Annotated in this window: 2 protein-coding genes; both read left to right on the forward strand. The window is 44.9% G+C overall.

Annotated features, from left to right (window positions below):
- Positions 1-162: 162 nt before the first annotated feature.
- Entirely contained in the window at positions 163-792 is a 630-nt protein-coding gene (locus A3729_RS16605) for a glutathione S-transferase N-terminal domain-containing protein (protein ID WP_068634092.1), read from the forward strand.
- Between the two features lie 32 nt (positions 793-824).
- Positions 825-1205, forward strand: a 381-nt coding sequence (locus A3729_RS16610) for a ClpXP protease specificity-enhancing factor (protein ID WP_068634093.1), incomplete at its 3' end; no start/stop codon positions are given.

The raw sequence follows: 1205 nt of genomic DNA on the forward strand, positions 1-1205 counted from the left end.
AGAAAGAAGAATAAAAGCCGTCCATGTGTAGGCATGGAGGGCTTTTTTTGTTTCTATCCAAGAGAATTTTCACGACTGGCTTGTAAATCGTGTATAATTCTGCCCAAATTTAAAACTGTGCTATCAGTGCAGTAAATCTGATTTAAAGGTTGAGGTAAGTATATGGGTGTTGTGACCAAACGTTCGTCCATGACGTTTTTTTCTGATGGTGAGAGCCATTACAGTCACCGGGTAAGAATAGTCTTAGCGGAAAAAGGTGTCGCAGTTGACGTTGTTAACGTTGACCCAGATAACAAGCCTGCTGAGCTTTCTGATCATAATCCATACAATGACTTGCCTACTTTGGTTGACCGCGACTTAGTACTTTATGAGTCGGATATTATGATGGAGTACTTGGATGAGCGCTTTCCGCACCCTCCTTTGTTGCCAGTATATCCGGTTGCTCGAGCGCAAAGCCGCTTGATGATGTACCGAATCCGTAAAGATTGGAGTCGTCTGGCTGATGCAATTCTTGCTGATCCGCATGCTGCGAAGGCGAATGAGTATCGTAAGGAATTGNAAGAAAGCCTGATTGCTACAGCGCCGATTTTTTCAGAAATGCCTTACTTCATGAGTGAAGAGTTTACCATTGTCGATTGCTGTGTTTCTGCCTTGTTGTGGCGTTTACCGGTAATGGGAATTGAGTTAGATGATGTCCAGGCAAAACCGATTTCGAAGTATATGGATCGTATATTTCAGCGTGAGTCCTTTCAAGCTAGCTTGTCTGAACTAGAAAAAGAAATGCGACACTAAGTCGCTAAATAATGAGTAAAGGGGTGAGCGGAATGACTCCAAGTCGGCCATATCTGGTTCGAGCACTAAATGATTGGATTTTGGATAACGACATGACGCCGTATATCGTCGTTGATGCCGGTATCCAGGGTGTAAGTGTCCCAGAAGACTATGTCACGAATGGGCAAATTATACTCAATATTAGTCCTGGTGCGGTTAATGAGCTGTTAATTGATGGGGAGGCTATTAGTTTTCGAGCGCGTTTTGGTGGCGTTCCGATGCAGGTCTACGTTCCTATCGTAGCTATTATGGCGATTTACTCAAAAGAAAATGGACAGGGTATGGTGTTCGGGGCTGGGCCTGGTGCACCAGAGCCGCCGAGTCCGAATGACCCACAAGATGAAGGGAAGAAAGCGGCAGAACACCTGCCTCAT

The sequence above is a fragment of the Oleiphilus sp. HI0043 genome, from assembly GCF_001634935.1.